This is a genomic window from Amycolatopsis sp. ATCC 39116, from assembly GCF_000231075.2.
Taxonomy (GTDB): Bacteria; Actinomycetota; Actinomycetes; order Mycobacteriales; family Pseudonocardiaceae; genus Amycolatopsis_E; species Amycolatopsis_E tucumanensis.
In genome coordinates this window covers 51,000-74,853 of sequence record NZ_AFWY03000035.1, presented here as the reverse complement: position 1 = coordinate 74,853, position 23,854 = coordinate 51,000, and the positions used below count along the sequence as shown (strand labels likewise).

26 protein-coding genes are annotated in these 23,854 nt (G+C 72.9%); 9 read left to right on the top strand and 17 right to left on the bottom strand.

Annotated features, from left to right (window positions below; translation table 11 throughout):
* Window positions 1-85 precede the first annotated feature (85 nt).
* Window positions 86-514: a DoxX family protein gene (locus tag AMY39116_RS0328380; RefSeq protein ID WP_020420990.1), complete on the top strand. Its 429-nt coding sequence runs from the start codon at window positions 86-88 to the stop codon at window positions 512-514.
* On the opposite strand, the gene AMY39116_RS0328375 is transcribed toward AMY39116_RS0328380, so the two are convergent.
* The 6 genes from AMY39116_RS0328375 to AMY39116_RS0328350 all read right to left on the bottom strand — a co-directional run bounded on the left by AMY39116_RS0328375 (window position 511) and on the right by AMY39116_RS0328350 (window position 5,176).
* Window positions 511-1,209: a TIGR03089 family protein gene (locus AMY39116_RS0328375; RefSeq protein WP_020420989.1), complete on the bottom strand. Its 699-nt coding sequence runs from the start codon at window positions 1,207-1,209 to the stop codon at window positions 511-513. The two genes, AMY39116_RS0328380 and AMY39116_RS0328375, sit on opposite strands and share 4 nt — an antisense overlap.
* A 32-nt stretch (window positions 1,210-1,241) precedes the next feature.
* Entirely contained in the window at window positions 1,242-1,565 is a 324-nt protein-coding gene (locus AMY39116_RS0328370) for a hypothetical protein (protein ID WP_039791798.1), read from the bottom strand.
* A 2-nt stretch (window positions 1,566-1,567) separates the two neighbouring features.
* The gene (locus AMY39116_RS0328365) at window positions 1,568-2,077 is read right to left on the bottom strand and encodes a SigE family RNA polymerase sigma factor (RefSeq protein ID WP_020420987.1); all 510 of its coding nucleotides are present in this window, start codon (window positions 2,075-2,077) and stop codon (window positions 1,568-1,570) included.
* Window positions 2,078-2,503 (bottom strand): hypothetical protein, encoded by a 426-nt coding sequence (locus tag AMY39116_RS0328360; protein WP_020420986.1) that lies wholly within the window; start codon window positions 2,501-2,503, stop codon window positions 2,078-2,080.
* Between the two features lie 92 nt (window positions 2,504-2,595).
* Window positions 2,596-3,810, bottom strand: a complete 1,215-nt coding sequence (locus tag AMY39116_RS0328355) for an LCP family protein (protein WP_020420985.1) — start codon at window positions 3,808-3,810, stop codon at window positions 2,596-2,598.
* A 55-nt stretch (window positions 3,811-3,865) separates the two neighbouring features.
* Window positions 3,866-5,176: an LCP family protein gene (locus tag AMY39116_RS0328350; RefSeq protein ID WP_020420984.1), complete on the bottom strand. Its 1,311-nt coding sequence runs from the start codon at window positions 5,174-5,176 to the stop codon at window positions 3,866-3,868.
* Between the two features lie 107 nt (window positions 5,177-5,283).
* Between AMY39116_RS0328350 and rfbB the strand changes: the two genes are divergently transcribed.
* Both rfbB and rfbD read left to right on the top strand, forming a co-directional pair.
* Window positions 5,284-6,276 (top strand): dTDP-glucose 4,6-dehydratase, encoded by a 993-nt coding sequence (gene rfbB / locus AMY39116_RS0328345; protein WP_020420983.1) that lies wholly within the window; start codon window positions 5,284-5,286, stop codon window positions 6,274-6,276.
* On the top strand, window positions 6,273-7,163 hold the full coding sequence (rfbD, locus tag AMY39116_RS0328340) for a dTDP-4-dehydrorhamnose reductase (protein ID WP_020420982.1): 891 nt from the start codon (window positions 6,273-6,275) through the stop codon (window positions 7,161-7,163). Before rfbB ends, rfbD begins: the two co-directional genes overlap by 4 nt.
* Window positions 7,164-7,170: 7 nt before the next feature.
* Here rfbD and AMY39116_RS0328335 read toward each other — a convergent pair whose 3' ends face one another.
* Entirely contained in the window at window positions 7,171-7,725 is a 555-nt protein-coding gene (locus AMY39116_RS0328335; RefSeq protein WP_020420981.1) for a TetR/AcrR family transcriptional regulator, read from the bottom strand.
* 74 nt (window positions 7,726-7,799) lie between these two features.
* Here AMY39116_RS0328335 and AMY39116_RS0328330 point away from each other — a divergent pair, with 74 nt between their 5' ends.
* Window positions 7,800-8,540 (top strand): SDR family oxidoreductase, encoded by a 741-nt coding sequence (locus AMY39116_RS0328330; protein WP_027936292.1) that lies wholly within the window; start codon window positions 7,800-7,802, stop codon window positions 8,538-8,540.
* A 205-nt stretch (window positions 8,541-8,745) separates the two neighbouring features.
* On the opposite strand, the gene AMY39116_RS0328325 is transcribed toward AMY39116_RS0328330, so the two are convergent.
* The 3 genes from AMY39116_RS0328325 to AMY39116_RS0328315 are packed head-to-tail and all read right to left on the bottom strand — an operon-like array spanning window position 8,746 to window position 13,270.
* Window positions 8,746-9,831: a glycosyltransferase family 1 protein gene (locus tag AMY39116_RS0328325; RefSeq protein ID WP_027936291.1), complete on the bottom strand. Its 1,086-nt coding sequence runs from the start codon at window positions 9,829-9,831 to the stop codon at window positions 8,746-8,748.
* A complete protein-coding gene (locus tag AMY39116_RS0328320; protein WP_020420978.1) occupies window positions 9,824-12,328 on the bottom strand; it encodes a glycosyltransferase in 2,505 nt (834 codons plus the stop codon). Before AMY39116_RS0328320 ends, AMY39116_RS0328325 begins: the two co-directional genes overlap by 8 nt.
* A gap of 36 nt (window positions 12,329-12,364) precedes the next feature.
* On the bottom strand, window positions 12,365-13,270 hold the full coding sequence (locus AMY39116_RS0328315) for a glycosyltransferase family 2 protein (protein ID WP_020420977.1): 906 nt from the start codon (window positions 13,268-13,270) through the stop codon (window positions 12,365-12,367).
* Between the two features lie 18 nt (window positions 13,271-13,288).
* On the opposite strand from AMY39116_RS0328315, the gene AMY39116_RS0328310 reads away from it, so the two are divergent.
* Both AMY39116_RS0328310 and AMY39116_RS0328305 read left to right on the top strand, forming a co-directional pair.
* On the top strand, window positions 13,289-14,338 hold the full coding sequence (locus tag AMY39116_RS0328310) for a glycosyltransferase family 1 protein (RefSeq protein WP_020420976.1): 1,050 nt from the start codon (window positions 13,289-13,291) through the stop codon (window positions 14,336-14,338).
* Window positions 14,339-14,380: 42 nt separating this feature from the next.
* A complete protein-coding gene (locus AMY39116_RS0328305) occupies window positions 14,381-15,529 on the top strand; it encodes a glycosyltransferase family 1 protein (RefSeq protein ID WP_039791797.1) in 1,149 nt (382 codons plus the stop codon).
* A 113-nt stretch (window positions 15,530-15,642) separates the two neighbouring features.
* Here the strand turns inward: AMY39116_RS0328305 and AMY39116_RS0328300 are convergent, their stop codons facing one another.
* Window positions 15,643-16,176, bottom strand: coding sequence for a hypothetical protein (locus AMY39116_RS0328300; protein ID WP_020420974.1), 534 nt, complete (start codon window positions 16,174-16,176; stop codon window positions 15,643-15,645).
* A 106-nt stretch (window positions 16,177-16,282) separates the two neighbouring features.
* On the opposite strand from AMY39116_RS0328300, the gene AMY39116_RS0328295 reads away from it, so the two are divergent.
* Window positions 16,283-17,155, top strand: coding sequence for a glycosyltransferase family 2 protein (locus tag AMY39116_RS0328295; RefSeq protein WP_020420973.1), 873 nt, complete (start codon window positions 16,283-16,285; stop codon window positions 17,153-17,155).
* On the opposite strand, the gene AMY39116_RS0328290 is transcribed toward AMY39116_RS0328295, so the two are convergent.
* Window positions 17,156-17,497: a hypothetical protein gene (locus tag AMY39116_RS0328290; RefSeq protein WP_027932423.1), complete on the bottom strand. Its 342-nt coding sequence runs from the start codon at window positions 17,495-17,497 to the stop codon at window positions 17,156-17,158.
* Window positions 17,498-17,642: 145 nt separating this feature from the next.
* Between AMY39116_RS0328290 and AMY39116_RS0328285 the strand changes: the two genes are divergently transcribed.
* Both AMY39116_RS0328285 and AMY39116_RS0328280 read left to right on the top strand, forming a co-directional pair.
* On the top strand, window positions 17,643-18,722 hold the full coding sequence (locus AMY39116_RS0328285) for a sugar phosphate nucleotidyltransferase (protein ID WP_027936288.1): 1,080 nt from the start codon (window positions 17,643-17,645) through the stop codon (window positions 18,720-18,722).
* On the top strand, window positions 18,722-19,618 hold the full coding sequence (locus AMY39116_RS0328280; RefSeq protein WP_020420970.1) for a DNA-3-methyladenine glycosylase: 897 nt from the start codon (window positions 18,722-18,724) through the stop codon (window positions 19,616-19,618). The genes AMY39116_RS0328285 and AMY39116_RS0328280 overlap by 1 nt, the downstream gene beginning before the upstream one ends.
* 241 nt (window positions 19,619-19,859) lie before the next feature.
* On the opposite strand, the gene AMY39116_RS0328275 is transcribed toward AMY39116_RS0328280, so the two are convergent.
* Genes AMY39116_RS0328275 through AMY39116_RS0328255 form a run of 5 tightly spaced genes read right to left on the bottom strand, consistent with a single transcriptional unit; the run spans window position 19,860 to window position 23,805 of the window.
* Window positions 19,860-20,216: a GntR family transcriptional regulator gene (locus AMY39116_RS0328275; RefSeq protein ID WP_020420969.1), complete on the bottom strand. Its 357-nt coding sequence runs from the start codon at window positions 20,214-20,216 to the stop codon at window positions 19,860-19,862.
* A complete protein-coding gene (locus AMY39116_RS0328270) occupies window positions 20,213-20,743 on the bottom strand; it encodes an NUDIX hydrolase (protein ID WP_020420968.1) in 531 nt (176 codons plus the stop codon). Before AMY39116_RS0328270 ends, AMY39116_RS0328275 begins: the two co-directional genes overlap by 4 nt.
* Window positions 20,740-22,074 (bottom strand): coenzyme F420-0:L-glutamate ligase, encoded by a 1,335-nt coding sequence (locus AMY39116_RS0328265; protein ID WP_020420967.1) that lies wholly within the window; start codon window positions 22,072-22,074, stop codon window positions 20,740-20,742. The genes AMY39116_RS0328270 and AMY39116_RS0328265 overlap by 4 nt, the downstream gene beginning before the upstream one ends.
* A complete protein-coding gene (gene cofD, locus AMY39116_RS0328260) occupies window positions 22,067-23,062 on the bottom strand; it encodes a 2-phospho-L-lactate transferase (RefSeq protein ID WP_027936287.1) in 996 nt (331 codons plus the stop codon). The genes AMY39116_RS0328265 and cofD overlap by 8 nt, the downstream gene beginning before the upstream one ends.
* A complete protein-coding gene (locus tag AMY39116_RS0328255) occupies window positions 23,059-23,805 on the bottom strand; it encodes an N-acetyltransferase (RefSeq protein WP_020420965.1) in 747 nt (248 codons plus the stop codon). The genes cofD and AMY39116_RS0328255 overlap by 4 nt, the downstream gene beginning before the upstream one ends.
* Between the last annotated feature and the right edge of the window lie 49 nt (window positions 23,806-23,854).

The window sequence follows — 23,854 nt, the reverse complement described above, 5'->3', positions numbered from 1 at the left end:
AATGTGGGTTTTTCACAAGTTGCTCACCTGCCTCCGGTACCGTCGACCCTGCTAGTTGAAACTTCAACCAGAATGGGGAGCTGCGATGTACGACCGGGTCAAGGACGTGACCTTGTTGATCGGCCGGGTGGCGGTGGGTGTGGTCTTCCTCGCGCACGGCCTGCAGAAGTGGGACACCGGCCTGGACGGGGTCACGAACATGATGAGCGGCATCGGCGTGCCGCTGCCCACCCTGTCCGCGCTCTTCCTCATCGTCATCGAGACCGTCGGCGCGGTCGCGTTCATCCTCGGCGCCGCGCTGCCCGTGCTGGGCGTGCTGTTCGCCGTGGACATGGTCGGCGCGATCTTCTGGGTGCACCTCGACGCGGGCCTGACCGGCCAGGGCGGCTACGAACTCGTGCTCGTCCTCGGCGCGGCCGCCCTCGCGCTCGGGTTCAACGGCGGGCGCCTCTCGCTCGACCACCTGCTCGTCGGGCGGCGCCGGGCCCGCAAGGCCGAACTGCAGACCGCCTAGGCGAGCAGGTCGACCGTCGTCCGCTCGGCGGCCCTGCGGTCGTCCAGCTTCGACGCGTCCGGATTGGAGATCTGCACCAGGTGGGCGCCCGCTGACAACGGGGTCAGCAGGCCGCCCAGCACACCCTCCGGCACGCTCCACTCCACAGTGGACAGCACGCGCGCGCCGGAACCCAGTGCGCCTGCCCGGGAACGCGCCTCCGCCAGCACCTCGTCCACAGTGGACCCGGCGAGCGCCGGGGTGTCACCGGCGACCGGGATCATCGGGCTGAAGTCGTCGCCGTACGCGCGCGCCTCGTTGAGGTAGTCCAGCGCGCCCGGCACCGGCGCGGTCAGCCCGCGGCCCATCGGGTCCAGCGCCACCACCGCCGTCGCCTCGGCCCCCGCGCCCGAACCGCCCGGCGCCACGAACGCCACCCGCGCCCCGGCCGGCGACGCGACCACCTCCGCGCCGCACCACCACGCGCCCAGCAGCACGCCCGCCGTCTGCCAGTGCGCGGGCAGCACCACGGCCACCGGGTCGCCCGGCTCCACGTCGAACTCCTCGACCAGCCAGTTCGCCGTCTTCGCCGCCCAGTTCGCGGTGGTCGCCACCGACAGTTCGACCCGGGTGCCCGCCGCGTCGTCGTAGTGGGTGATCAGCGGCTTCCCCGGCTGCGCGAGCAGGGGGCGGAACAACGCGTCGGTCAGGCTCACGCCGCCGATTCTGCCTCCCGGACCGCCCCCGATCACGGCCGGGTGGTCGCGCGAGGTGAAGCGTCCGGTGACGGCGTGGTCGGGTGCGTGACGGCCGGGGGCGGCACGGTGCTCGGCGTGACGGCCGGCACCGCCGGGTCCGCGGGCCGGACCGGTTCGCCGGGTCCGGTGCCGTAGGCCGCGACCACCACGCCCACCACGATCGCGGCGCTGCCCACGGCGCTCGCCACGATCGCCGCCGCGCGTCTGCGGGCGCGGATCCGCGACCCCCGGCTGATCACGTCGCCGGCGTCGAAGATCACCGGCGGTCCGTCACCGACCCCGCGGAACAGGGCCCGGATGTCGTCGTCGCGCATGTTCACCTCCCCTCCATGGGAAACGCCGGCAGGTGCTGCCGGAGGGTGGCCAGCCCACGGGCGGCCTGGCTCTTCACCGTGCCCGCGGAGCAGCGCAGCGTCCGGGCGGTCTCGTCGACCGAGAGGTCGTTGAAGTAGCGCAGGACCAGTACCGCGCGCTGCCTCGGCGGGACCGCCGACAGCGCGTCGGCCAGGACGACGCTCTGCTCCACGTCGGGCTCGGGCGACAGCAGTTCCGGCGGGGCGTCCGTCAGGTGCTCACGCCGGAACCGGACGCGCCGGTTCTCCGCGAGGAAGGTGCGCACCACGACGCGCCGGGCGTAGGCGTCCAGCGCGTCGTGGTGGGACAGCCGCGGCCAGGCGAGGTACAGCTTGAGCAGCGCGGCCTGCGCCAGGTCCTCCGCCCGGTGCCAGTCGCGGCACAGCAGGTAGGCGGTGGTGCGCAGGGCACGGACGCTGCGTGCGAAGTACGCGCTGAACTCGCCGTCCCACGGTGCGGACGAGCGGCTCACCTACGGCGCGGCCGTCGGGACCACCGTGGGGGCCGGCTTGGTCGTGTGCCGCGGCGGGCCGCCCGGGGTCGTGGGCTGCTCGGCCACCGGCGCCGGCTGGGCGGTGGGCTGCTCGGCCACCGGCGCCGGCTGGGTGGTGGGCTGCTCGGTCACCGGGGCCGGCCTCGTCGTGGGCGGGACGGGCGCGGCGGTGGGCCGCTCGGTCCCCGGAGCGGCCGTCGGCAGGTCCCCTGGCGTGGTCGGCGCCGGCGGCGCCGGTTCCGGCGTGCCCGGCTTGGTCGTGAGCTGCGTGGTCCCGGCGGCAGGCGACGGACTGGCCGGAACAGGCTGCGGCGTCTCGGCGGTGGCCGCGGCCACCGCCAGTGAACCACCCAGCACTGCCGCGCCTGCGGCGATGGCGCCGGCCACCACGGTTCGGATGCGCATGAGTCTCCTCGGCAGGCGACGCCACCCCGGTGGCGGCGTCTCTGCCCTCACTCATGCGGTCTGCGGTCCGTTCGGTTGCACCGATCCGGTGATCAGTTCACACACGTCACGCCGGCCGGCACCGCCTGCACCGCGGCCGCGCCCGATGACGCCCCGCCGCCCGATCCGGCGCTCCGCCCGGCCAGACCCGCGAAGAACTGCCGCACCGCGACCGGGTCGACCTCCACGATGCTCTGCTCGCCGTCCGGGCTGCGGCCGTCGATCCTGACCACCGGGATGGTCGTGAACGTGACGTCCCCGGAGGCCAGGCCCTTGGCCTTGTCCGCGAACTGCAGCAGGTCGAAGTCCGGGTCGAGCACCAGCGACCGGTGCAGCGCGTCGGTCAGCTCGCCGAGCGTGCCGGGGTTCGCCAGCACCCCGGCCGAGAGCACCTTGTGCAGCGCCGAGGACAGGAACGCCTGCTGCCGCACGATCCGGTCCAGGTCCCCGCGCGGCAGGTTCTTCCGCTGCCGCACGAACGACAACGCCTCGCCGCCGGACACGGTCTGCACCCCGGCCCGGAAGTCGGCGCCGGAGTCCTTGTCCTCGGTCGCGTGGTTCAGGCACACCTCGACGCCGCCGAGGGCCTCGGTGATCAGGTAGAACCCGAGCAGGTTGACCTCCGCGTAGTGGTCGACCCGCACCTGGGTGAAGTCCTGCACGGCCTGCACCAGCGCCTGCCGCCCGGCCTGGTCGGAGTCGCGCTCGACCCCGGCCGCGTCGCGCCTGCCCGAGCGCCGCAGCTCGTCGGCCTTCGCCTGCTTCGCGACGCCGTACACCGAGTTGATCTTGCCCTGGCCGCCGCGCGGCACGTCGATCCAGGTGTCCCGCGGGATCGACACCGCGTACGGCTTCGCGCCGTTCTTCGGGAGCCGCACGATGATGACCGTGTCGGTGTTCACGCCGCTGGTCTGCTCGGTACGCAGCGTCTTGAGCACCTGCAGCGGCAGCGCGTTGCCCTGCATGTCCGTCCGGGCGTCCGCGCCGACCAGCAGGATGTCGTCCGCGCCGTCGTCCGCGGGCGGCGCCGGCTTGTCGTCCGGCAGGTCGAGGGCGTCGGTGGTGTGCACGTTGCCCTGCACCTCGTGGTAGGTCGCCCACGCGTACCCGGTCGCCGCCAGCGCGAACACCGACACGAGCGCGATCAGCGTCTTCCCGGTGGCCCGGAACGGGTGGCGACGGCGGCGCGGCGCCTGCTCGGCCCGCGGCTCGTCGGCCGGGGCCGTCGACCGCGGGAACGGCGTCGGTTTCGGCTCGTCGTCGTCCATCCCCGTGGTCTCCCCCCTCATCAGCCCCTGGGGACCAGGTTAAGGCACCGGGACGTCAGTTCACACAGGGCACGTCGCCCGCCGTGATGGGCGGCGGCGCGGGGGAGGACGAGGTCAGGGCCGGTGAGCTGGGCGGCGGCGCCGCGGACGAGCTCGCCCGGCGGCTCGAGGTGGGCGGCTTGCTGGACGCCGACGACGTGGGCGCGACCGAGGAGGACGTCCGCTCGCTGCCGTCGGACGTGAGCTGGTCGACGAACGCGTGCACGGCCTGCGGGTCGACGCGCACGACGTCCGCGCCGCCGATGACCGCGTTGCCGACCACCGGGATGGTGCGGAACTCGATGTTGCCGCCGTTGAGCCCGCGCATCTGGGCCGCGAACTCCGGCAGGTCCCAGTTGTCCGACAGCACGACGGACTTCTTCACGGCCGTGATCACGTCGGAGAGCTTGCCGGGGTTGGCCAGCACGTCGCGGGAGAGCATCTTGCGGGCCAGCCCGGACAGGAACGCCTGCTGCCGCCCGATGCGGTCCAGGTCGCCGCCCGGCAGGTCGTAGCGCTGCCGCACGAACGCCAGCGCCTGCACGCCTTCCACGGTCTGCCGCCCGGCGGGCAGGTCGACGCCGGACTTGCGCTCCCGCACCGGCGCCTTCAGGCACACCTCGACGCCGCCGAGGGCCTTCGTCACCTCGTAGAAGCTCGCGAGGTTCACCTCGGCGTAGCGGTCGATCATGCCCGGCTTGCCGATGAACGTCTCCAGCGTGGCGATCAGGTTCTTGCGGCCGGCGACCTTGGCCTGCTCGTCGGCCGACTTCAGGTCGGCGCCCTGCTGCTGGAGCTCCCGGAACCGGTCGTTGTAGGCGTAGACGAACGCGCCGTTGAGCTTGTGCTTGCCGAACCCGCCCGCCAGCTCGACCCACGAGTCGCGCGGGAACGAGATCGCCACCGCGCGGCGCCCGTCCTGCGGGATGTGCACGAGGATCATGGTGTCGGTCTGCTTCTCGCCGTCGGACTCGCCGGCGTGCAGCATGTCCAGCACCTCGCGCGGCAGCGGGTTGCCCTGCGCGTCGGTGCGGCTGTCCATGCCGACCAGCAGGATGTCCACCGCGCCGTCGAGCGGGACCGCGTGCAGCTCCTCGTCGTCGAAGACCTGGGTGGTGGACAGGCCCGAGTTCGGGTCGCCGATGAACTGCCAGCCGTACCAGGTGACGGTGAGCACCGCGACCGACACGAGCGCGACCACGAGTTTGCCGCCCCGGCGCGCGACGATCGCGATACGGTTGCGCCGCCGTCTGGGAGACGGGATGGGCCGCGCGGGCCACGTGACCTCGTCCGCGGCGTCCAGGCGGGTGGTAAGCCCGTCGGTCACACTCGCTCCCTCCCAGCCCCCGACCCGAGTGAATGCGTCCAGATTACTGTTCGGGTGAGTGAAGCGGTCGTGGGCTGGTCCGTGACGATCTTGAGGAGGAGAAGGCGATGCGGGTCCTGGTGACCGGGGGCGCGGGTTTCATCGGCTCGCACTACGTCCGGCAGGTGCTCTCCGGCGCGTACCCGGCGCTGGCCGACGCCGAGGTGGTGGTGCTCGACAAGCTCACCTACGCGGGCAACGAAGCGAACCTCGCGCCGGTCGCGGATTCGCCGCGGCTGCGGTTCGTGCGCGGCGACATCACCGATGCGCAGGTCGTCGCCGAGGTCATGCAAGGCGTCGGCCTGGTCGTCCACTTCGCCGCCGAGTCGCATGTGGACCGCTCCATCCTCGGCTCCGCCGACTTCGTGCTGACCAACGTGCTGGGCACGCAGACCCTGTTGCAGGCCGCGCTGGACGCCGGGGTGGACAAGTTCGTGCACGTCTCGACGGACGAGGTGTACGGCTCGATCGAGAGCGGATCGTGGTCGGAAGACCACGTGCTGGAGCCGAATTCGCCGTACTCGGCGTCGAAGGCGTCCTCCGATCTCATCGCGCGGTCCTACTTCCGGACGCACGGGCTGCCCGTGTGCGTGACCCGGTGTTCGAACAACTACGGGCCGTACCAGTTCCCGGAGAAGGTCATCCCGCTTTTCGTTACCAACTTGTTGGACGGCCACACGGTCCCGCTGTACGGCGACGGGCTGAACGTCCGTGACTGGTTGCACGTGGACGATCACTGCGCGGGCATCCAGCTGGTGGCCGAGGGCGGCCGTCCGGGGGAGATCTACAACATCGGCGGTGGCACCGAGTTGACCAACCGTGAGCTGACCGAGCGACTGCTGGCCGCGGTCGGGGTCGGCTGGGAGCGAGTCGAGCAGGTCGCCGACCGCAAGGGCCACGACCGGCGGTACTCCGTGGACATCACCAAGATCAGCACCGAGCTCGGATACGCGCCGAAGGTTTCCTTCGACGCGGGTCTGGCGGATACGGTGCGCTGGTACGCCGACAATCGGGCGTGGTGGGAGCCGTTGAAGCGGCGCGCCGCGCTGGTGGGGAAGTGACGATGCTCAGTGTGCTGGTGCCCGGTGGAACGGGGCAGCTCGGCTGCGCCCTGTCCGCGCTCGCCTCGTCCGACGTGCGCGTGGTCGCGCCGTCCTCGGCCGAACTGGACGTGACGAGCGCCGGTTCGGTGATCGCCGCGGTGAACGCGCTCGCCGCCGAGGCGGCGGAAGCCGGGCGCAGCCCGCTGGTGATCAACGCGGCGGCCTACACGGCGGTCGACGCCGCGGAGACCGACGAGCAGCGGGCGTTCCGGATCAACGCGGACGGCGCCCGGGTGCTCGCCGCGGCCTGTTCGTCCCGGCGCGTGCCGCTGATCCACGTGTCCACCGACTACGTCTTCCCCGGCGACTCGTCCCGGCCCTACGAGCCGGAGGACCCGCTGGGCCCGCGCAGCGCGTACGGCCGGACCAAGGCGGCCGGTGAGGACGCCGTGCTCGGTTCGGGGGCGCGGGCCTGGGTGGTGCGCACGGCGTGGGTGTACGGCGCGGGCGGGGCGAACTTCGTGGAAACCATGCGCCGCCTGGAAGGTGAGCGCGACACCGTGTCCGTTGTGGACGACCAGCGTGGGTCGCCGACCTCGTCCGCCGATCTGGCCGCGGGCTTGCTGGACCTGGGCCGGGCGGTGGTGAGCGGGCGTGCGCCCCAGCGGCGGGTGCTGCACTGCACGAACTCCGGGGAGACCACCTGGTACGGCTTCGCGCGGGCGGTCTTCGAGGAACTCGGCGCCGATCCGGAGCGGGTGAAGCCCTGCACGACGGCGGAATTCCCCCGGCCCGCGCCGCGGCCGCCGTACTCCGTGCTGTCCAACGAGGCGTGGCGGCAGGCGGGGCTCACACCGCTGCGCCCGTGGCGCGAGGCGCTGCACGACTACCTCGCCGGGAAGTAGCCGGCCGTCAGCGCGGACGCAGACCGTCGACGATCACCGCGACGATCTTGTGCGCCCGCGCGTCCCACTCCGCCTCCGGCACCCGCGACAGGGCGCCCAGCAGGAGGATGACGTCCGCGGCGTCGACCTCCGCACGCACCTCGCCTGCGGCCTTGCCGCGGTCTAGCACCGTGCCGAGCGCGTCGTCGAGCCGGTGGTGCTGGTCCGCGTAGAGGTCCTGCCACGCCGACGCCTCGATCGCCGCCATCACGCCGCGCTTGACCCGCGCGTACTCGATCAGCCGCTGCATCCAGAGCGTCAGCGCTTCGAGCGGGGCGTGCTCGGCCAGCAGCGGCGCCACGGCGTCCACGAGCTGGGTCAGCTCGTGCCGGTACACCTCGGCCAGCAGGTGCTCGCGGGTCGGGAAGTGCCGGTAGAGGGTGCCCTGGCCGACGCCGGCGGCCTTGGCGACCGCGTGCAGTTTCAGCTCGCCGCTCTCGGAACCGCTCAGTTCGGCCCGCGCGGCCTGGACGATGCGGTCGCGGTTGGCGACCGCGTCCGACCTGCGCTCACGGCTTCCCACGGGACTACCTCCTCAAGCGGACAACTGTCCGGTACAGTTAAACGGACAGTTGTCAGCTTAGTGGGAGTTGTGCGATGAGCGGAGTGGACGGCAAGGTCGTCGCCATCACCGGTGCCAGCAGCGGTATCGGAGCGGCGACGGCCATCGAATTGGCGGACCGCGGGGCGTCGGTCGTGCTGGGAGCGCGGCGGGGCGAGCGGCTCGCATCGCTGGTGGAGCGGATCCGGGACGCCGGCGGTCGGGCGGAGATGCTGGAGGTCGACGTCACCAGGCGGGGCGACCTCGCGGAGCTGGTGGGGCTGGCCGTGGACCGGTTCGGGCGGCTCGACGTGCTGGTGAGCAACGCCGGGATCGCCAGCCTGGCCCCGGTGGCCGACCTGGAGGTGGACGCCTGGGACGCGATGATCGACGTCAACGTGCGGGGCGTCCTGTACGGGATCGCCGCCGCGATGCCGGTCTTCCGCGCTCAGGGGCGGGGGCACTTCGTCACCACGGTGTCGACGTCGGGGCTGAAGATCGTGCCGACACAGGCGGTGTACGCGGGCACCAAGAACGCGGTGCGCACGGTGCTGGAGGCGTTGCGGCAGGAGTCGACCGACGGAGTGGTGCGGACGACCGCGATTTCACCGGGGTACGTGCGGACGGAGCTCGTCGACAACGTCGCCGATCCGGACCAGCGGGAGGCTGCGCGGCAGGCCATGGCCGAGCTGGGGATCGACCCGGAGGCCGTGGCGCGGGCGGTCGCGTTCGCGATCGAGCAGCCGGAGGACGTGGAGATCGGGGAGTTGGTCATTCGGCCTACGCGGCAGGGGTGACGCTTTGGTGGGTGGCGCCTTCAAAGATCAAGGGGGTGGTCATCCCGTCGCCTTCCGGTTTGTGCATATCACCTTGAGCCAGGGCCGCAAGGTTGGCATGTTCGGCTTGCGGTGAGCACGGAGGTTGCGGCCCTGGCTCAAGGTGATCGTTGCGTGTCAGGCGACGGGATGACCACCCAGCTCGGGGTGTGTTCGGCGCTCTGCGCTAGCGCTGGGTGGCTTGGCGGTAGGCCGCCAGCGTGGTCTCCGCCGTGCGGCGCCAGGTGAAGCTCGCCGCGTGGGCGCGTCGCTCCACGGACCTCGACGCCAGCGGGGCCTCCGCCACGGCCTCGCGCAGCGCGGTGATCAGGGCGTCCACGTCGCCGTACGGTGCGAACCGCGCGAAGCCGCCCGAGATCTCCCTCAGCGCGGGGATGTCCGAGCACACCACGGGCACGTCCGAGGCCAGCGCCTCCAGCACGGGCAGGCCGAACCCCTCGTCCCGGGACGGGAGCACCAGCGCGGCCGCCCCGGCCATCACGTTGTGCAGGTCCCGTTCGGACAGGTAGCCGAGGCGGCGGCTGCGGGGTGTGCCGGGCGCGGGACCCGGGCCGGAAAACACCAGCGGCGGCAGGTCTTCGGCCGCGGCGTGGGCCTTCAACAGCCAGTCCATGCCCTTGCGCGGGCCGGCCGCGCCGACGAACAACAGGTACCGCTCCGGCAACCCGAGGCGTTCGCGCATCGGCTCGTCCGGCGGGCGGCCGGTGAACCACGCCGCGTCCACCCCGAGCGGCGTCACCACGACCTTGTCGCGGTCCACGTCGAGCCGGGTCGCCACCGCGTCCGCCACCGCGGCCGTCGGCGTGCAGATCACGTCGGCGCGGGCGGCGCCGCGGCGCACCAGCTCCGGCAGTTCGCGGTCGCTGGGCGGCAACTCGCCGGGCGCGTCCAGGAACGCCAGATCATGAATGGTCAGGACGCCCGCGGCCCGCACCGCTCCGGGCAGCACGAAGTTCGTCCCGTGCACCACGTCCGCGCGTCCGGCGAACAGCTCGATCGGCGGGAACGTCGACCGCAGCCACGCCTTGCGCAGCATCCGCGCGGCGACCGGCATGCCCCGCGCCCGCGCGCCGTGCGGGAGCACGTAACGCAACCGCCGCCAGCCGCGCAAGGTGAACGCCACCGCACGCATGTCCACATCGGACATCGAAGCGAGCTCTTCGGCCAGTGACGCCGTGTAGCGCCCGATGCCGGTCCGGTCACCCAGCAACGGGGTGCCGTCCAGCAGGACCCGGAGCGCTCGCTCAGCCACGACGGCGGGCAACCTTCCGCACCCGGCCAGCGACCCGCCGCGCCAGCTCCTTCGGGCCGCCGTCGGCGAGGTACTCCTTCACCAGAGCCAGATCCCGCCGCACCGCCTCCGCACCACGCGGCGGCACCTCCGCGGTCAGCGGAGCCGAGCCGATCAGGCGGTCCGCCGCCGGGCGCGGGTCGCGGCAGAACTCCACCAGCGGCGCCAGCGCCGTCGGCCACGCGAACCGCTGCGCCACGACCTCGATCCGCGCGCGGCACTCGGCGGCGAAGTCCTCGTCGTACAGCACCCGCTCCAGCGCGTCGGCCAGCGCGTCCACGTCCTCCGCGGGCACCACGACACCGAGCTTCTCGTCGCGGACCAGGTCGGCGAACGCGTCGCCGTCCGTGGTCACGATCGGCAGCCCCGCCCACAGGTAGTCCAGCACGCGGGTGCGGAACGCGAACGTGGTCTCCACGTGCTCGTAGTGCGTCGTCACGCCACAGTTCGCGTCGAGCAGCCAGTTCTGCCGCTCACCGAAGGGCACCCACTGCTCGTTGAAGTAGACGTGCTTGTCGGTCAGCCCGAGCCGGTCGGCCAGGTGGATCGTGCGCGCGCCGATGTCCATCTCGGCGACCTCGGGGTTCGGGTGTTTCATGCCGAGGAACACCAACTTCACGTCCGGCCGCCGCTGCCGCAGCCGGTCGATGGCGTGCACCAGCGTCAGCGGGTCGAACCAGCTGTAGACGCCACCCGCCCACAGCACGACCCGGTCGGCGCCGTCGATGTCCAGCGTCGCCCGCAGACCCGGACCGGTGCGCACCGGCGGCTCCGGCGACAGGCCGAACGGGACGACCGACAACAGCGACTGCGTGGTCGGATCCGCGTCGTACAGCCGCGGCGACAGGCGGCCCAGCGCGGCCAGGTGCCCCAGCCAGAACAGCCGCTGCCGCTCCGACGCGCACAGGAAGAAGTCACCGCGCAGCAGCTGCGCGTCCAGCACCCGCGTCACCCCGGCCAGATCGGCGGCACGACGGTCGTCCGGCGCGCTCTTGCCCTGCTCCAGCAGCTCCAGGTGCATCGGGTCGTACAGGTCACAGACCACGATCTTGCTGGAGTCCTGCGCCTTCAGCGCGGGCGCCATTTCCAGCACGTGACCCTGGAGGATCACGATGTCCGCCCACTCGACGGGCTCGGTCAGGTCCCGCTTCTTCGCCGCGCTCACCGGGAACGGCGCGGGCGGCGGCGCGGCCAGCGGGTTGACCGTGACCAGGCGCACGTCGTGCTCGGCGGACAGCACGGTGGCGATGTTCCAGGCGCGGATCGCCGGGCCCGCCATGCGGTCGGTGATCGCGTCGCCGGTGATCACCAGGACCTTGCGGCGCTGCCCGAACACGGCCTCGATGCCGAAGACGTCGGCCAGGATGTCGTGCGCGTCCAGGTAACGCGGCAGGGGATAGGCCGGCTCCATCGCCTTGCGCATGAGCGGGATCAGGTCGGCGTCGGTGCGCACGCGTGCGGCCTGCTCGGCGGCGCGCGACTCGGCCAGCGACGGCAGCAGCTCGACGAACTGGTCGATGGCCAGCACCCCGGCGAGCGTGGTGCGCGGGATCGCCACCGGCGCGGTCTCGACCTGGCCGGCCTTGGCGAGGTCGAGCTGCGTGGGGTCCAGCTCGCCACGGGCGGTGGCGCGGCGCACGGCCAGCGCCAGCGCGGCCGGCAGCACCTTCGCCAGCGTCTCGTCGGAGAGGTTCTTGTAGAGGGCGGCGAGAGCGTTGCGCTCCAACAAGAACGTCTCCCGGCCGGTGTCCGGGGCGTCCACTTCGGACATCGTGCCGTGGTGGCGGTGGTAGGCCACCGACTCCGGCACATATCGCACGCGCCAGCCGCGCAGGTTGAGCCGCCAGCCCAGGTCGACGTCCTCGTAGAACATGAAGAAGCGCTCGTCGAACCCGCCGAGCGCATGGAACACCTCGGCGCGCACGAACATCGCCGAGCCGGTGGCGAACAACACGTCCTTGGCGACGTCGTGCTCGCCGGGCGCGACGTCGGCCAGCGGACCGCCGGCGTGCCGCTTGTAGCCCATGCCGAACCAGGTCAGGCCGGCGTCCACGAAGTCCACGCCGGTGCCGTCCCAGTCCAGGACCTTGCTGGCCACGGCGGCGACCGTCGGCTCGGCGCGCAGCACGTCGACCGCCGCCTTCGCCCACGCGGCGTCCGGGCGGGCGTCGTTGTTGAGGAACGCGAGCACGGTGCCGCGGGCGTGCCGGGCGCCGAGGTTGCAGCCGCCCGCGAAGCCGGTGTTGGCGCCGGACTCGATCACGCGCGCGTCGCCGGCCGCGGCCTTGATGCGCGCGACGTCGTCACCGCCCGAGGCGTTGTCGACGACCAGCACCTCGAGCTCCGGGTAGTCGAGGTCCTCGCGCAGGGCGCGCAGGCAGGCGATCGTGTGCTCCGCGCCCCGGTAGTTCACCAAGATCACCGAGACCAGCGGCAGTGGTGTGTCCCCCTGGACCAACGCCCGACCTCCGTACTCGCCGTATGTCCGGAGAGACTATCGGGGGGTCCAGGCCGCCCAGACCGCGCCTCGGGCGACGGTCGAGCGGCGCGTGATCGACTTCCGCGCGGCCAGCGCGCCGGGCAGCCGGAGGACCACTTCGGCGAGCACGCGGCACCGCAGGCCCAGGCGGAAATTGGGCGCTTCGGGCACGTTCCGCTTGATCGGCAGCAGGGCGGTGATCGCGGCGAACCGGGCCAGTTCGCGCGCGGCGATCCCGGCGGGGGCGCACCGCAGGAGGGTGAGCAGGCGGTTGCGTTCGTTCCACCGGTGGAAGCTCTCGGATCCCGGGTTCGTGCTGGCGCCGTGCCGGTGTGTGACACGGGCCGTGGTGACCGTCACGATGTCGTGCCCGGCCAGCCGCAGCCGCCACGCGGTGTCGGTGTCCTCGTAGTAGCAGAAGAAGCTCGCCGGCACCCCGCCCACTTCGCGAAGCGTGCGGGTGCGGATCAGCGCGGCGCCGCCGCAGAAGCCGAAGGCCGGGGTCTCCGTGGTGTCGTAGCCGTGGCCGTCCGGGGTGAGGTTCACGCCGAGGGACTGGACCTGTCCGTCGGCGTGTTCCAGGCGCGACCCGGCGGCCGCGGCGTCGCCGACGTGGTCCTCCAGCTCGGCGAGCCAGTCGGGAGCGGGGGCGGCGTCGTCGTTGAGCCACACGGTGAACTCGGTGTCCACTTCGGACAGGGCGTGTGCCGTGGCGCCCGCGTAGCCGACGTTGCGGGGCAGGCGGACGACCTCCGGCGCGGACGGGTGCGTGGCCAGCAGGCGGGCGGTGCCGTCGTCGGAGGCGTTGTCGATCACGAGCAGCCGGTGCGGGCGCGTCTGGGCGGCGAGGGCGTCCAGGCAGGCGGTGACGTGCGCGGCGCCGCGCCAGGTGACCACCACGACGGTGCTGCGGATCGGCACACCGGGAGAATACGGGCCGTGCCGGAACTCGTGGTCATCGCCGAGCAGTTGCTCGCGCCCGTGCCGGGCGGGACGGGCCGCTACACCGCGGAGCTGCTGCGCGCGCTGGCCGAGACCGCGCCGCCCGGGTGGACGGTGTCGGCCGTCACCGCGCGGCACGCGGAAGGGTTGCCGGGCGCGCGGATGCTGTCGTTGCCGCCGCGGGGGCTGGTCGCGGCGTGGCAGACCGGGCTGCCGTACTGGCCGGGCGGGGACGCGGTGCACGCGCCGACCCCGCTGGCCCCGGCGCGGGTGCCGCGCGGCCGGACGTTGTCGGTGACCGTGCACGACACCGTCCCGTGGACGCACCCGGAAACGCTGACGCCGCGCGGGGTGCGCTGGCACCGCGCGGTGATCGCGCGGGCCGCCCGGCGTGCTTCGGGGCTTGTCGTGCCGACGCGGGCGGTGGCGGACGACCTGCGCGCGCGGGTGCCGGTCGCGGTGCCGGTGACCGTGGCCGGGCACGGCGCGGCGGCCGTGTTCACCCGCGAGGACCTGCCCGAAGTGGACGTGCCGGATCGGTACGTGCTGGCGATCGGGACCATCGAGCCGCGCAAGGGGATCGACGTCCTGGTCGAGGCGGTGGCGCGGCTCGGCGTGCCGCTGCTGCTCGCGGGGCAGCCGGGCTGGGGTGGTCTGGACCCGGTCGCGATGGCCGGGAACCGGGCGGACGTGCGGGTTCTGGGGCGGTTGAACGACGTTTCGCTCGCCGCGGTGCTGCGGCGCGCGTCCGTGCTGGCGGCGCCGAGCGTCGCGGAGGGGTTCGGGTTGCCGGTGCTGGAGGCGATGGCCGCCGGGGTGCCGGTGGTGCACTCGGACGCTCCGGCGCTGGTCGAGGTCGCCGGGGGAGCGGGAGTGGAGTTCCCGCGCGGGGACGCGGCGGCGCTGGCAGCGGCGTTGCAGGAGGTGTTGTCCAGTCCGGAACTCGCGGCTGACCTGGTCGCTCGCGGACGGGCGCGGGCGGAGTCGTTCTCCTGGGCGGGCGCGGCGCGGGCTGTGTGGGCGGTTCACGACCGCACCACTTCGTGAGTTCCTGACCACCGCGATCCCGATCAGCCGTACCCTGCACGAGTGGGAAGAGGCGAACCCAGCGTCCTGATCGATGCCACGGCCGTGCCGGCGGACCGGGGCGGGGTCGGGCGCTACGTGGACTCGCTGGTCGCGGCGCTGGACGAAGGCGGCGCGCCGATCACCGTGGTCTGCCAGCCGCGTGACTTCCGGCTCTTCGACCGGCTCGCGCCGCGCTCGCGGGTCGTCCCGGCGGTCCAGTCCACCGCCACGCGCACCGCGCGGCTGATCTGGGAGCAGACGACGCTGCCGTCGCTGGCGCGGCGGCTCGGGGTGGACGTGGTGCACTCGCCGCACTACACGATGCCCCTGGCGGGGCCGTCGGCGTCGGTGGTGACGTTGCACGACGCGACGTTCTTCACCGACGCGGTGCTGCACTCGTCGGTGAAGGCGCGGTTCTTCCGCGGGTGGACGCGGACGGCGTTGCAGCGGGCGACGTTGTGCGTGGTGCCGTCGAAGGCGACCGCGTCGGAGCTGGCGCGGGTGGCCCGTCCGCGGCGGCAGCCGGAGATCATCGAGCACGGGGTCGATGTGGAGCGCTTCCACCCGCCGACGCCGGACGAGGTGCGGGCCGCGCGGGCGGCGATCGGCCTGGAGCGGATGCCGTACGTGGCGTTCCTGGGGGCGCTGGAGCCGCGGAAGAACGTGCCCGCGTTGATCCGGGGTTTCGTGAAGGCGGTGGAGAACCGGCCCGACCCGCCCGCGCTCGTGCTGGCCGGTCAGCCGGGCTGGGACACGCAGGTGGAGAAGGCGCTGGCGGCGGCGCCGTTGCGGCTGCGGGTGATCCGGGCCGGGTACCTGCCGTTCGACTCGCTGGCGGGTTTCCTCGGCGGGGCGGAGCTGGTGGCCTACCCGAGCCTCGGTGAGGGCTTCGGACTGCCGGTCCTGGAGGCGATGGCCTGTGGGGCCTGCGTGCTCACCACCCGGCGCCTGTCGCTACCCGAGGTAGGCGGCGACGCGGTCGCGTACTGCGGCGTCGGCCCCGGCGACGTGGCGGTGGCGCTGGGCGAACTGCTGGACGACCCCGCCCGCAGGGCGTCCCTCGCATCGGCCGCCCAGAGGCGCGCGAAGGAATTCTCGTGGGCCACGAGCGCCGACAAGCACCGCGAGGCGTACGCGAAGGCGTGGCACCTGCACAAGCGGGAGCAGTAGCCGTTGGACGGTGTTCGGCCGGATGGGGTATAGTCATTGACGCGAGGCCCCCGTAGGGCCGAGAAGTGAGCCCGTGGTGCGTCCGGACGGTCGTGTCACGGGCTTTGCGCTGTTCAGAGCTCGATGACCTGGTGCACGACGGGCATCACCCGGCGGCGCCAGTCGATTCCCGCGCCGTAGCACCAGGCGACCGCGTCCGGGATCCACAGCAGGGGCGCGGCAGCCGAGTCGAGGTGCTCGTAGCTGACTCCCGTGTCCGAGGGTCTGCCGCCCAGCGCCCGGTAGATCGTCGTCTGGTCGTGGCGGTCCTGCTCCTCGCGGCTGTCGATCACCACCCGGTGCGCCCGCATCGAAACCAGGTCCCGCACGGCCTCGAAGAGGCAGCGCTGCCGGTCCTGTTCCTCGGTCTTGCGCGTCCTTGCCGTCACGTACACCGAAGTGGCAGCGCTCAGCCCGCCGATGCGGTCGGCGAGCAGGCGGCGGCGCGGCGGCTTCTCCTTCTTGAAGTGCAGCTCCCGTTGACCTGGCAGCAGGAGCGCGGTCAGCTGCTTGCGCGTCTCCGCGAGGCGGGCTGGGTCCAGGACCGCGACGCACAGGTAGTAGCGGCTGTCGCGGACGGACTCGTCGATGAAGGCGTGGACCGGCATCCGGCAATTCTCGCGACCGGTAGCCGCACGACTGCGCGCGGTAGCGGACTGCCGCGGCAGCGAACCGAGGGGTGCCTGCCCCGTCGCGCTCCGTAGTGGGGGCACAATGGCCCGCGTGACCGAGCCGAGCCGTTACGGCGACGGGGTCGCCGTGGTTGTCGTGACGTACTTCCCCGGTGAGGACCTCGACCGCTTCCTCGACAGCCTCGAAAAGGCGACCACCCGCGACGTCCACGTGGTCGTCGCCGACAACGACTCGACCGACGACGCCCTCGACCGGGCCGAGAAGCGCAAGAACACCCACGTCCTGCGCATCGGCGAGAACCTCGGCTACGGCGGAGGCGCCAACCGCGGCGTGGCGACCCTCGACGACAGCTACGGCTGGATCGTCATCGCCAACCCGGACCTCGAGTGGGAGCCCGGCTCGCTGGACACGCTCGTCGAGGCCGCGCAGCGCTGGCCCCGCGGCGGCGCCTTCGGCCCGCTCATCCGCGACCCCGACGGCACCGTCTACCCCTCCGCCCGCCTGCTGCCCTCGCTCGGCCGCGGCGTCGGCCACGCCGTCTTCGGCAAGATCTGGCCGGCGAACCCGTGGACCCGCGCCTACCGCCAGGAACACGCCGCCCCTGCCGAACGCACTTCCGGCTGGCTGTCCGGCTCGTGCCAGCTGATCCGCCGCGAGGCCTGGGACTCGGTCGGCGGCTTCGACACCCGCTACTTCATGTACTTCGAGGACGTCGACCTCGGCGACCGCATCGGCCGCGCCGGCTGGCACAACGTGTACGTGCCCTCCGCGGCGGTCACGCACATCGGCGGCAAGGCCACGTCCCGCGCGCCGAAGAAGATGCTGGCCGCCCACCACGACAGCGCTTACCGCTACCTCGCCGACCGCCACCGCGGCCTGGCCTGGAAGCCGGTGCTCGCCGCGGTGAAGCTCGGTCTCAAGCTGCGCCTGAAGTTCGAGACGCGCGGCAAGTAGTCACAGACCTTCCAGCCGCCGCGCGAAATCGGAGTTCCCGGTCTGCGTCTTGGTCGTCGGCACCAGGCCGTCGACCTCTTCCTCGGGCTGCACCGGCGTCATGTTCACGTGGGTGTCCGGTTTCGACGCGGCGAGGCTGCCCTGCACCGACTCGATCACCGACGACGGCACCACGGCCGTCGTGTCCGGGTCGTCGTTGTCGATCTCGTTGACCACGTTCCGCGGGATCTGCTGGGTGGTCGAAGCGTCCATCGGCGAGGTCGCGGCGTCCGGCGTCACGACGAACGCGCCACGGGACTGTGCCCTGGCCAGCAGAGCATCCGCTCGATCGCGGGGGTCCATCCCCTAGGCCTCCCGACTTCGACGTGGGCCCTCTCCGAACGGGGCCCTCCGTGTGCTGTCTAGGGTAGGCCCTCCGGGCCGTCGCCGTCATTGTTTCCCGCGGCTTGTCGCCCACCGGAGCGTGATAACGGGAAGGATTTTCGAGGTGACATCGGAGCTTGATGTCGATGCCGTGGTGCTCGTCGGCGGTAAGGGAACCCGCCTGCGGCCGTTGACCCTGTCCGCCCCGAAACCGATGCTGCCCACGGCGGGCGTGCCGTTCCTGACCCACCTGCTGTCCCGCATCCGCGCCGCGGGGATCCGGCACGTGGTGCTCGGCACGTCCTATCGCGCCGAGGTGTTCGAGGAGCACTTCGGCGACGGCGCGTCGCTGGGGCTGGAACTGGAGTACGTCGTCGAGGACGAGCCGCTGGACACCGGCGGCGCCATCCGCAACGTGGCGGACCACCTGCGCGCCGACCACGCCGTGATCTTCAACGGCGACATCCTGTCCGGCGCGGACCTGCGCGCGCTGGTCCAGACCCATCTGGACACGAGCGCCGACGTGACGCTCCACCTGCAGCGCGTCGAGGACCCGAGCCGCTTCGGCTCGGTGCCCACCGACGCCGACGGCCGCGTCACCGCCTTCCTGGAGAAGACCCCGAACCCGCCGACCGACCAGATCAACGCGGGTTGCTACGTGTTCCGCCGCCCGGTGCTGGAGTCGATCCCGGCGGGCCGCCGCGTGTCGGTCGAGCGCGAAACCTTCCCCGGTCTGCTGGAGGGCGGCGCGCACCTGCACGGGTTCGTCGACGCCTCCTACTGGCTCGACGTCGGCACGCCGGAGGCGTTCGTGCGTGGCAGCGCGGACCTGGTGCGCGGGCTCGCCCCCACCTCGGCGCTGCCCGGCCCGGCCGGCGAGGCCCTGGTCCTGGACGGCGCGGAGGTCGCCGCGGACGCGACCGTCACCGGCGGCTCGACGGTCGGCGCGGGGGCGCACGTCGCGTCCGGCGCGCGGATCAGCGGGTCGGTGCTGTTCGACCGGGTGTCCGTGGCGGAGAATGCGGTCGTGGAGAACTCCGTGCTGGGTGTGGGCGCGCGCGTCGGCAAGGGCGCGGTGCTCAAGGGCGTCGTCCTCGGAGACGGCGCGGTCGTCGGCGCCGGCTGCGAGCTGCTCGACGGTGCCCGCGTGTGGCCGGACGTGACCCTGCCCGACGGTTCGATCCGGTTCTCCAGCGACGCGTGATGCGTTACCGCCCGCCCTTCACCCTCGACCTCGACGCGGTCCTCCGGCCGTTGCGCCGGGGCAAGGGCGATCCGTGCCTGCGGGCGGACGACTACGGCCGGACGTGGCTGACCGGCAACACCGCCGACGGCCCGGGAACGCTGGCGCTGCGGCGGTTGCCGGACGGCGAGATCGAGGCCGCGGCGTGGGGCCCGGGGGCGGACCGGCTGCTCGACGGCGTGCCCGCGCTGGTCGGCGCCGAGGACGACGACAGCGGGTTCGTCTCGCACCACGACCGCATCGCCGAGGTGCGGCGCCGCATGCCCGGGCTGCGCCTCGGCTCGACCGGCCGGGTGTGGGACGTGCTGGTGCCCGCCGTGCTGGAGCAGAAGGTCACCGGGTTCGAGGCGCGCCGGTCGTGGCGGGAGCTGTGCCGGTGGTTCGGCGAACCGGCGCCCGGCCCGGCCCCGGCGGGGATGCGGGTGCCGCCGACGCCGGCGGCCGTGCTGTCCATTCCGGACTGGACGTGGCACCGCGCCGGGGTGGACCACAGCAGGCGGAAGGCGCTGATCTTCGCGGCGCAGGTGGCGCACCGGCTGGAGAAGGCGGTGGAGCTGCGGGGCGCCGAGGGGCGGGCGTGGCTGCGGAAGGTGCCGGGCATCGGGGTGTGGACCGCGTCGGAGATCGCGCAGCGCGCCTGGGGCGACCCGGACGCGGTCAGCTTCGGCGACTTCCACATCCCGGCCGTGGTCGGGTACGCGCTGGTGGGCGAGCCCCTGGACGACGAGGGCATGGCGGAGGTGCTGGCGCCCTACGCGCCGCAGCGGCAGCGCGCGGTGCGTTACCTGGAGGCGGGTGGTTTCTCGCGGCCGCGTTTTGGGCCGAGGTTTTCGCCGAGGGATTATCGCGCGATGTGACGCGCGGGGTGTGGGCGCTGTTTGGTGCTTCGTGGCGCGGTGATCGCGGCGGGCGGTGCGCTGTCCGGGGGCGGGTGGTTTGTCGCGGCCGCGCGTCGGGCCGAGGTTTCGCTGCGCGATGTGACCCGCGCCCGAGCGCGGAACTCGCGCGCCCCAGCGCGGAACTCGCACACTCCAGCGTCGGACTCGCGAGCTTGGGAGCGTTCCACATTGCTGCGCGCGAGCGCGGCGTGAGGCTGCGTCAGTGGGCGAGCGCGGCGCGGACGATCTTCAGCGCCTCTTCCCCCGACAACCCCAAAGCCCGCGTCACCGCCGCATACGTCTCGGCCGCCTCGCGGGCTCGCGAAAGCGACTCGTCGCCTGAGGAGGCCACGAACGAACCCGCCCGGCCGCGCGTTTCGATCAGGCCGGCCTCCTCCAGCTCGCGGTAGGCGCGGGCGATCGTGTTCGGCGCGATGCCCAGCTCCTCCGCCAGCCCGCGCACCGTCGGCAGCTTCGTGCCCACCGCGAGCGCGCCGGAGTTGATCTGGCGCGCCAGCCCGGACCGCACCTGCTCGTACGGCGGCACCGCGGACGCCGGGTCGACCGAGACGATCATTCGCATGCCGCCGCGATCAGCTCGGTCAGGTCCTCCGAACCGGGCGGCAACGCGGTCAGCGGCCACCACCGCAGGTCGTCCGACTCTTCGCTGCGCACCGGGGACGCACCCTCCGGCGCCACGACCACGAACCGCACGTCGAAGTGCCGCGTCGGCACCCCGAGCGAGCACGTGATCGGGTGCACGTCCAGGTGCACCGGCTCCGCCGAGATCGTCAGCCCGCTCATCCCGGACTCCTCCGACGCCTCCCGCAACGCGGCCGCCGCCAGCGAGGTGTCCGAATCCTCGCAATGCCCGCCCAGCTGCAACCACCGCCCGACCCGCGGGTGCAGCGTCAGCAGCACGTTCGACCGGGAAGCGTCCAGCACCACGGCCGACGCGGTGATGTGCCCGGCCGCGCACGACCGGCGGCACGCGTCCTCCCGCGCGGCGAGGAAACCCAGGAACGCGTGCCGCAGCGCCTCCTGCCCGGCCGTCCCCGGCTGCCACTTCTCCAGCGTCTCGACCACGTCGGTGTGGAGGTTCACAGCTCGACCAGCCCGTCCAGCGCCGGTGAGCGCGGCGCCGCGGGTCCACCGGCGGGGTGCCCGATCGCCACCGCGCCCAGCGGCTGCCACGACGGCTCCAGCCCGAGCACCTCACGCACCACGTCGGCCGCGAAGATCGTCGACCCGATCCAGCACGAGCCGAGGTCCTCCGCCGCCAGCGCCACCAGCAGCCCCTGCACCGCGGCCCCGCCGGCGACGGTGAACATCGTGCGCTCGCAGGCGTTGCGCCGCTCGTCCGGATACGTGTGCGCGCCGTCCGGCACCAGGAACGGGATCACCACCTCCGGCGCCTCGAACAGGATGTCGCCGCGGGAAACCCGCTTCGCGATCTGCTCCTCGGTGAACGCGTCACGGGACAGGTCCGCCCGCCACGCCTCGCGCATCGCCTCCAGCAGCTTCGTCCGCAACCCGCGGTCGCGAAGCCACACGAACCGCACCGGCCGCGTGTGGTGCGGCGCGGGCGCGGTCAGCCCGGCCCCGATCGCGCGGCGCAGCGCGTCGGCGTCGACTGGCTCGTCGGTGAACGACCGCACCGACCGGCGCACCAGCACCGCCTCGCGACGGCCCTGCGCGATCGCCTCACGCGTGCCGAGGGAGAACATGTCCTCCTCCGACGGCCGCACCAGCTTCCGCGCGTCCGACCCGTCGTCGGCGATCTCCAGCCCGCGCACGACCGCGACCGGCGTCGCGGTCAGCTTGCCCTTCACCAGGTCCGCGGCCGCGGCGATCTCGTCGGCCACCGCGATCTCGGTGACCTGCAGCTCGTTGCCCTGCCCGTCGACCTCGCCCTCGTAGGAGTGCAGCACGCGCAACCCGCTGGCGCCGATGGCGTTGTCGGTCTGGCCGACCCGCCACGCCCGGCCCATCGTGTCGGTGATGACCACCGCGACCTCGACACCCAGCCGCTCGCGCAATCCGTTGCGCAGGGCCAACGCCGCCGCGTCCGGGTCGGCGGGCAGCAGCGCGATCTCGTCACCGTTCACATTGGACGCGTCCACGCCCGAGGCGGCCTGCACGATCCCGATCCGGTTCTGCGTGATGAGGGTCCGGTTGAACCGGGCCAGCACCCGCACCGACTCCTGCTCGACCAGCTCGCGCCGGGCCGCGTCCCGTGCCTCCGGGTCGCTGGGGACGCGCACCAGCCGTCCCTCGATCTTCGACACGACCTTGCTGGTGACCACGACGACGTCGCCGGAGCGCAGCCACGGCGCGGCGGTCGCGATCGCGCCGGTCAGGTCGTCGCCCGGCCGGAACTCCGGCAGGCCCTGGACCGGCAGGATCTCCAGTCGTGCGGCGGAGTGGTCACTCAACTTCGGCTCCCGCGAGTTCGAGCGCGGCGCGCGCCATGGCCGCGGTCGCGTCCACATCGGACATCAGCAGCGGCACCGCCCGCACCGCGACGCCCGGCACGTGCACGGTTTCGCCCTCGGCCACCAGCCACCCGTCGAGCAGCCCGTCCTCCGACGTCTGCCGCGACCCGTAGTGGATGCCGACCGCCTCGGCCGACGTCTCCACCCCGATCGCGCTCAGGCACGCGTCGGCCATGCCGCGCACGGGTTTGCCGCTGATGATCGGCGACACGCCGACCACCCCGGCCTCGGTCTTGCGCAGCGCCTCCGTCACGCCCGGCACGGCGAGCACGGTGCCCACCGAGACGACCGGGTTGGACGGTGCGAACAGGACCGCGTCGGCCTCCCCGATCGCGTCCAGCACGCCCGGCGCCGGCTTGGCCTCCTCGACACCGACCGGCACGATCGAATGCGCCTGCGGCTCCGCCCGGTAGCGCACCCACCACTCCTGGAAGTGGATCGCCTTGCGGCTGCCCGGCTCGTCCGGGTCGTCGATGACGACGTGCGTCTCGACCCGGTCGTCGGTCATCGGCAGCAGCCGCACGCCGGGCTGCCACCGGTCGCACAGCGCCTCGGTGACCGCCGACAGCGGGTAGCCCGCGCGCAGCATGCGGGTGCGGATCAGGTGGGTGGCGATGTCCTTGTCGCCGAGGCCGAACCAGGTCGGCTCGGCGCCGTAGGCCGCCAGCTCCTCCTTGACCACCCAGGTCTCGCCCTGGTGCCCCCACCCGCGTTCGGTGTCGATGCCACCGCCGAGCGTGTACATGCAAGTGTCCAGGTCCGGCGCGATCCGCAGGCCGTGCATCCACACGTCGTCGCCGGTGTTCACCACCGCGGTGATCTCGTGCGTCGAGTCCCCAGGGCCGATCGGGGGCAGACCCAGCGCGGCTTTCACTCCGAGCAGGAAGCGGGCGCCGCCCACCCCGCCGACAACTACGACAACCTTCACAGCGAGCGATCCTCGCACGCCCGGGGTCCCGGAACCCAGTACCGGTACCTGTGGTGCTCGGTGAACCCGAGCCGGTCGTAGAACGCCAGCGCCCCGGCGTTGTCCACGGCGACCTGGAGCACGGCGCGCGCCGCCCCGCGCTCGGCCGCCCATGGCCCGCAGGCGGCCATCAACGCCGAGGCCAGGCCGCGACGGCGGTACCCGGGGCGGACGGCGAGCCGGGCGATGTGGAGCACGTCGTCGACCACCGCCGCACGCACCGCACCGGCTGTGACTCCCATCACTTCGGCGACCGCGTAGCCGATTTCGCCGGTGGTCAGCACGTGCCGCTCGGCGTCCGTCGGCTCTTCTCGTCCGACGGTCAGCTCCCACCAGCCCGCTGTCGGCGCGGCGAGGACGGGTACCTCGTCGGCGCCCGTGCCGAGCGGGCCGGTGAGGACGGACACCAGGTGCCCGGCCGCGTGACCGGTGTTCGGCACCCAGCCCGCGGCCGCGATCGCGCGCTCGTTCGCGCTGCCGACGACCGTGTGGGCGACCGGGAGAATGCCGTGGGCGTGGGCGAAGTCACAAACGGCCGTCAGCGCGCTCTCGACCGGCACTCCCGGGTCGCCGACGGCCAGTGCGCTGTTGGCGCGTCCGGTGAACCCGCCCGCGGCGCGAAGCCGCCAGTCACCGATCTTGTCCACGGTCACCGCGGGCCAGGCGTCGGCGCAGCGGAGCTCGAGCGTCTCGGAGGAGTCCACGTCCCCATTGTGCTCGTGGATCCCCGGATTAAGGGTGGCCTTACTTTGG